The sequence below is a fragment of the Micromonospora sp. S4605 genome (genome assembly GCF_003176715.1).
GTDB lineage: Bacteria > Actinomycetota > Actinomycetes > Mycobacteriales > Micromonosporaceae > Micromonospora > Micromonospora echinaurantiaca.
This window is the reverse complement of the sequence record NZ_QGSW01000423.1, coordinates 1-5,644: the sequence shown is the minus strand read 5'-3', so window position 1 is coordinate 5,644 and position 5,644 is coordinate 1. Positions and strand designations below refer to the sequence as shown.

5 protein-coding genes are annotated in these 5,644 nt (G+C 73.1%); 2 read left to right on the top strand and 3 right to left on the bottom strand.

Features of this window, described 5'->3' with window-relative positions; translation table 11 throughout:
* Positions 1-2 precede the first annotated feature (2 nt).
* From DLJ47_RS32970 to trmB, 3 genes are all read right to left on the bottom strand, one after another.
* Positions 3-647, bottom strand: coding sequence for a hypothetical protein (locus tag DLJ47_RS32970; RefSeq protein ID WP_109905961.1), 645 nt, complete (start codon positions 645-647; stop codon positions 3-5).
* Positions 648-767: 120 nt separating this feature from the next.
* Complete coding sequence (locus DLJ47_RS32965; protein ID WP_109905959.1) at positions 768-3,272, bottom strand: DEAD/DEAH box helicase; 2,505 nt, start codon at positions 3,270-3,272, stop codon at positions 768-770.
* 163 nt (positions 3,273-3,435) lie between these two features.
* A complete protein-coding gene (gene trmB / locus DLJ47_RS32960; protein WP_109905957.1) occupies positions 3,436-4,149 on the bottom strand; it encodes a tRNA (guanosine(46)-N7)-methyltransferase TrmB in 714 nt (237 codons plus the stop codon).
* Positions 4,150-4,284: 135 nt separating this feature from the next.
* On the opposite strand from trmB, the gene DLJ47_RS32955 reads away from it, so the two are divergent.
* Entirely contained in the window at positions 4,285-4,824 is a 540-nt protein-coding gene (locus tag DLJ47_RS32955; RefSeq protein WP_109905955.1) for a hypothetical protein, read from the top strand.
* Positions 4,825-4,834: 10 nt separating this feature from the next.
* Positions 4,835-5,503: a class F sortase gene (locus DLJ47_RS32950; RefSeq protein ID WP_109905953.1), complete on the top strand. Its 669-nt coding sequence runs from the start codon at positions 4,835-4,837 to the stop codon at positions 5,501-5,503.
* Positions 5,504-5,644: the final 141 nt, after the last annotated feature.

Sequence of the window (5,644 nt, the reverse complement as noted above, 5' to 3'; positions counted from 1 at the left end):
GGTCAGGCGGCGGTGGACCAGATGGCGCGGAAGGCGGCGGCTTCGCCGGCCAGCCAGTGCTCGATCTGGTCGAACTTGACCCCGTCGGGCATCCGGTGGGCCTGGCCGCGCCGTACGTCGACCAGGACCGGCTCGGCGTGCGGGAGGATGTGGTCCATGTGCCGGGCCATCAGGTGCAGGGTGGCGAGCACGGCCTCCTCGCTCGGCGGGGTCTCGTCGAAGTGCAGCCGGACGGCCTCGGCCCGGCCGTCGGCGTGGCGTACGCCGAAGTGGGGGTTGATCTTGACGGGCAGGTCGCCGAGCATGGCGAGCGCGTCGCGGGTCTGGGCCAGATCGACCGAGGTGGGCTCGCCCAGCGAGCGCAGCCAGGCGGTCGCGCCCGGCACCAGCGCCTGGTAGAGCGGGCGCCAACGCGGCTTGACCACGTCGACCACCTGGTCGAGGTGGGTGCCGCCGGTGTGGAAGGCGATGTCGGCCTTGAGCGCCTTGACGAACTGGCCGTGCGGGTTGAAGCCGGAACGGCTGGCCCGCTGCTTGCGCAGCCCGCCGACGAAGGTGGCCTTGGTGGGGCCGGTGCGGTCGACGTAGCGGGTGAAGCCGAGCAGCGTGGCGTAGGGGGTGAGCGGCATGGAGGCGGGCGCGGTCACGGTCGTCCTCCCAGGTCAGGGCGTCGATTAGTACATACATTCTAATCGACGGGCCTGACATCGCCCAGGGAACGAAAAGGGCCGCCCGGGACATCCCGGACGGCCCTCGGCGGCAGAATTTCAGAGTTGGCCCACCGACGTGATCCGGACGACCGCCGCGCCCACCTCGTCCGACGCGGCGAGGTCGACCTCGGCGCTGATGCCCCAGTCGTGGTCGCCCTCGGGATCGTCGAGGATCTGCCGGACCGTCCAGCGCTCCCGACCCTGCTCGATCATGAGCAGCGCCGGCCCGCGGGCGTCCGGCCCGGTCCCGATCGCGTCGTAGGAGTCGAAGTACGGCTCCAGCGCGTCCGCCCAGGCGTCCGCGTCCCAGCCGTCGGCGGCATCCAGCTCGCCGAGGAGGTCCCAGCGGCGCAGGGCGGCCAGCTCCACCCGGCGGAACAGCGCGTTGCGCACCAGCACCCGGAACGCGCGGGCGTTGCGGGTGACCGCCGGCGGCCGGTCGTCCAGGGACGAGGCGACCTCCTCGACGTCGGACGGGTTGCGCAGCCGCTCCCACTCGTCGATCAGGCTGGAGTCGACCTGGCGGACCAGCTCGCCGAGCCACTCGATGAGGTCGACCAGCTCCTCGGTCTTGGCGTCCTCGGGCACGGTCTGGCGCAGCGTCTTGTACGCGTCGGCGAGGTAGCGCAGCACCAGCCCCTCGGAGCGGGACAGCCCGTAGAACTGCACGTACTCGGTGAAGGTCATCGCCCGCTCGTACATGTCGCGGACGACGGACTTGGGGGAGAGCTGGTGGTCGGCCACCCACGGGTGCCCCTGCCGGTACATCTCGTACGCCGACTCCAGCAGCTCCGCGAGGGGCTTGGGCCAGGTCACCTCGTCGAGCAGTTCGAGCCGGGCCTCGTACTCGATGCCCTCGGCCTTCATCGCGGCGACCGCCTCGCCGCGGGCCTTGAACTGCTGCGCGGAGAGCACCTGCCGCGGGTCGTCGAGGATCGACTCGATCACCGAGAGCACGTCCAGGGCGTACGCCGGGGACTCCCGGTCGAGCAGTTCGATCGCGGCCAGCGCGAGCGGCGACAGCGGCTGGTTGAGCGCGAAGTCGAGCTGGAGGTCGACGGTGAGCCGGACCCGCCGCCCGGTCTCGTCCGGCTCGGGCAGTTCCTCGACCACCCCGCCGGCGCGCAGCGCCCGGTAGATGGCGATGGCGCGCCGGATGTGCCTCCGCTGGGCGGCGCGGTCCTCGTGGTTGTCGGTGAGCAGGTGCCGCATCGCGGCGAACGCGTCGCCGGGCCGGCCGATCACGTTGAGCAGCATCGAGTGGCTGACCTGGAAGCTGGACGTGAGCGGCTCGGGTTCGGCCTCGACCAGGCGCTCGAAGGTGGGTTGGCCCCAGCCGATCGACCCCTCCGGCGGCTTCTTGCGCACCACCTTGCGCCGCTTCTTCGGGTCGTCGCCGGCCTTGGCGAGCGCCTTCTCGTTCTCGATCACGTGCTCGGGGGCCTGCACCACCACCCGGCCGACGGTGTCGAAGCCGGCCCGGCCGGCCCGCCCGGCGATCTGGTGGAACTCGCGGGCCTTGAGCAGCCGGGTGCGGGTGCCGTCGTACTTGCTCAGGCCGGTGAAGAGCACGGTGCGGATCGGCACGTTGATGCCGACCCCGAGGGTGTCGGTGCCGCAGATGACCTTGAGCAGGCCGGCCTGGGCGAGGGTCTCCACGAGGCGGCGGTACTTGGGCAGCATGCCCGCGTGGTGTACGCCGATGCCGTGCCGGACCAGCCGGGACAGCGTCTTGCCGAAGCCGGAGGTGAACCGGAAGTTCCCGATCGCCTGCGCGATCATGTCCTTCTCGGCCCGGGTGCAGACGTTCACGCTCATCAGCGCCTGGGCGCGCTCCAGCGCGGCGGCCTGGGTGAAGTGCACGACGTAGACCGGGGCCTGCTTGGTCTCCAGCAGCTCCTCGAGGGTCTCGTGCAGCGGCGTCATCGCGTACGAGAAGAGCAGCGGGACCGGCCGCTCGGCCGAGCGGACGACGGCGGTGGCCCGCCCGGTGCGCCGGGTCAGGTCGTCGACGAACCGGGTGGTGTCGCCGAGCGTCGCGGACATCAGGATGAACTGGGCCTGCGGCAGCTCGATCAGCGGCACCTGCCAGGCCCACCCCCGGTCGGGCTCGGCGTAGAAGTGGAACTCGTCCATGATCACCTGGCCGACGTCGGCCCGGTCGCCCTCGCGCAGGGCGAGGTTGGCCAGGATCTCGGCGGTGCAGCAGATGATCGGGGCGTCGGCGTTGACGCTGGCGTCGCCGGTGAGCATGCCGACGTTGTCGGCGCCGAACACCTCGCAGAGGGCGAAGAACTTCTCCGACACCAGGGCCTTGATCGGCGCGGTGTAGAAGGTGGTCCGGTCGTCGGCCAGGGCCGCGAAGTGCGCCGCGATGGCGACCAGGCTCTTGCCGGAGCCGGTCGGGGTGTTCATGATCACGTTGGCGCCGGAGACGATCTCGATGACCGCCTCCTCCTGGTGGGGGTAGAGGTCGAGACCGCGCTCCTTCGCCCAGCCGGCGAACGCGTCGTAGAGGGTGTCGGGGTCGGCGCTTGTCGGCAGCGCGGCGGTGAGCGTCATAGCGCGTCCATGGTGCCTGGATCATGGCCCCGCGCGCCAACCGGGCCGGGCAGAGCCGCACCAGCCGGGCGGGTCGGGCCGCTCAGGCCGACCGGTGCCGACCGGGCCGGGCCACCCCGGCAGGGCCGGGGAGCGCCGGCCGGGCCGGGCCGAGCGCTGCGGGTCAGCGGCGGCGGTGCACCAGGTCGAAGATCTCCCGCCCGGCGGTCAGGGCGCGCCGCTCGAACTTGGTCACCGGCCGGTGCGCCGGGCGCGGCGCGTAGCCGTCGTGGGCGTTCACCAACCCGGGGTCGGCGTCCAGCGTCTGGCGCATCGCCGCGGCGTACTCGGCCCAGTCGGTGGCGCAGTGCAGCGTGCCGCCGGGCGCCAGCCGGGAGCGCAGCAGCGCGACGTGCGCCGGCTGGATCAGCCGCCGCTTGTGGTGCCGGGCCTTCGGCCACGGGTCGGGGAAGAAGACGTGCACCGCGTCCAGCGAGCCGGCCGGCAGGGCCCGGACCAGGTCGAGCGCGTCGCCCCGGGCGACCCGCACATTGCCCAGTCCGTGCCGCCGGACCAGGTCCAGCAGGTTGGCGATTCCGGGCGTGTGCACCTCGACCGCCAGATAGTCTCGATCCGGATCGGCAGCGGCTATCGCGGCGGTGGCGTCACCCATGCCGGACCCGATCTCGAGCACCAGCGGGGCCCGGCGCCCGAACAGCTCGGCCGGTTCGACGGCCGTCCGGCCGTCGTCCGGGACCACCAGGCCGTACGCCGGCCAGAGCTGCTCCAGCGCCGCGCGCTGGCGGTCGGTCAGCCGGCCGCGGCGCGGGTGGAAGGTGCGGATCGACCGGGCCGCGGGCGGCGCGACGGTGGCGGGTTCGGAGTCGGTGGTGGTCACAGCGACCCGAGCGTACGCGACGGCCGCGCCGGATCGGATGTGATGTACGACCAGGGATGAGAGGATCCATCCCGTACGGCAGGCCCGGGCGCCTCGGCTGTCCGGCACTGCTCCAGCGCGCCGGGAGGGGGCGTCGTGTCAGTGACCCGCGGTGGTCTGGCGCTCTCGGCCGCGGCCCTGCTCGCCGGCGCGCTGCTGGCCGCCGCCCCGGCCCAGGCCGCGCCGGTGGCCGCTCCCCAGCCCATCCCCGGCCCGACCGTCTTCGTCGAGGTGAGTCCGAGCACCGTCGAGCCCGGTTTCCTGGTCGGCATCAAGGCCAGCTGCAAGGACAACTCGGTCCCGGCGATCGTCGTCTCGGACGCCTTCGGCCGGGTGCAGGTGCAGCCGCAGCGGGGGTTGCTGACCGCGGCGCCGATGGTCCGGGAGCGCACCCGGCCGGGCAACTACCGGGTCAAGCTGGAGTGCCCGGACGGGGAGACCGCCTCGACCATGCTCCAGGTGGTCAAGGCGGTGCAGCCCAGCCGCGGCCCGGCCACCGGGTTCGGCGGCGGCGCCGGCGGGATGACCGGTGGGCTGCTGATTCCGGGCGGGCTGGCGCTCACCGTGGTCGGGCTGGTCGTCTGGGTGCTGGCGCTGCGCCGGCCCCGTACCGTCCGCGGCGCCGCCCGACGGTGAGGCCGCCGCCATGACGACCACCGCCCGCAGCGCGCAGCCGGGTCGCCGCCGGCCCGGTGGCCGTAGCCCGTGGTCGATCCCGCTGGCCGTGGTGCTGGTGCTGGTCGGCGTCTTCGCCACCGGGGCGGGCCTGGGCCGCTCGGTGGGGCCGCTGGAATGGGTCGCCGCCGGTGGTGACCGGCCGGCCGGCGGCGAGCCCGGCGCGCTGAAGGCCAGCCGGCCGGTGCGCCTCTCGGTGCCGGCGATCAAGGTCGCCGCGCCGGTGGAACCGGTCGGCCAGGCCCGGGACGGGTCGATCGCCGTACCGCCGCTGAGCCGGCACCACGAGACCGGTTGGTACGACCGAGGGCCGACCCCCGGTGAGCCGGGCTGGGCGGTCATCGTCGGGCACGTGGACACCAAGGACGGCCCGTCGGTCTTCCACGACCTGGGCCAGCTGCGTCCGGGCGACACCATCGAGGTGACCCGCGCGGACGGCTCGGTGGTGGCGTTCCGGGTCGACTCGGTCGAGCGGTTCCCGAAGGACCGGCTGCCCGCCGACCGGGTCTACCGCGACGACGGGCCGCCCGGCCTGCGCCTGATCACCTGCGGCGGCGAGTTCGTCGGCGGCCGCACCGGCTACACCGACAACGTGATCGCCTTCGCCTCCCTCGCCAGCCCTCGGAACGACCAGGGTTGACCATGAGGTTGGCGGCGTCCGAGCAGATCGACATCGCCGTCAACCTCATGATCAACGGGGGTGGCGGGGTGGGTCAGGGGACCTGCTGGACGACCTCGAACTCCAGGAGGGTGGCGCCGGAGGCGCTGTCTCTTATACACA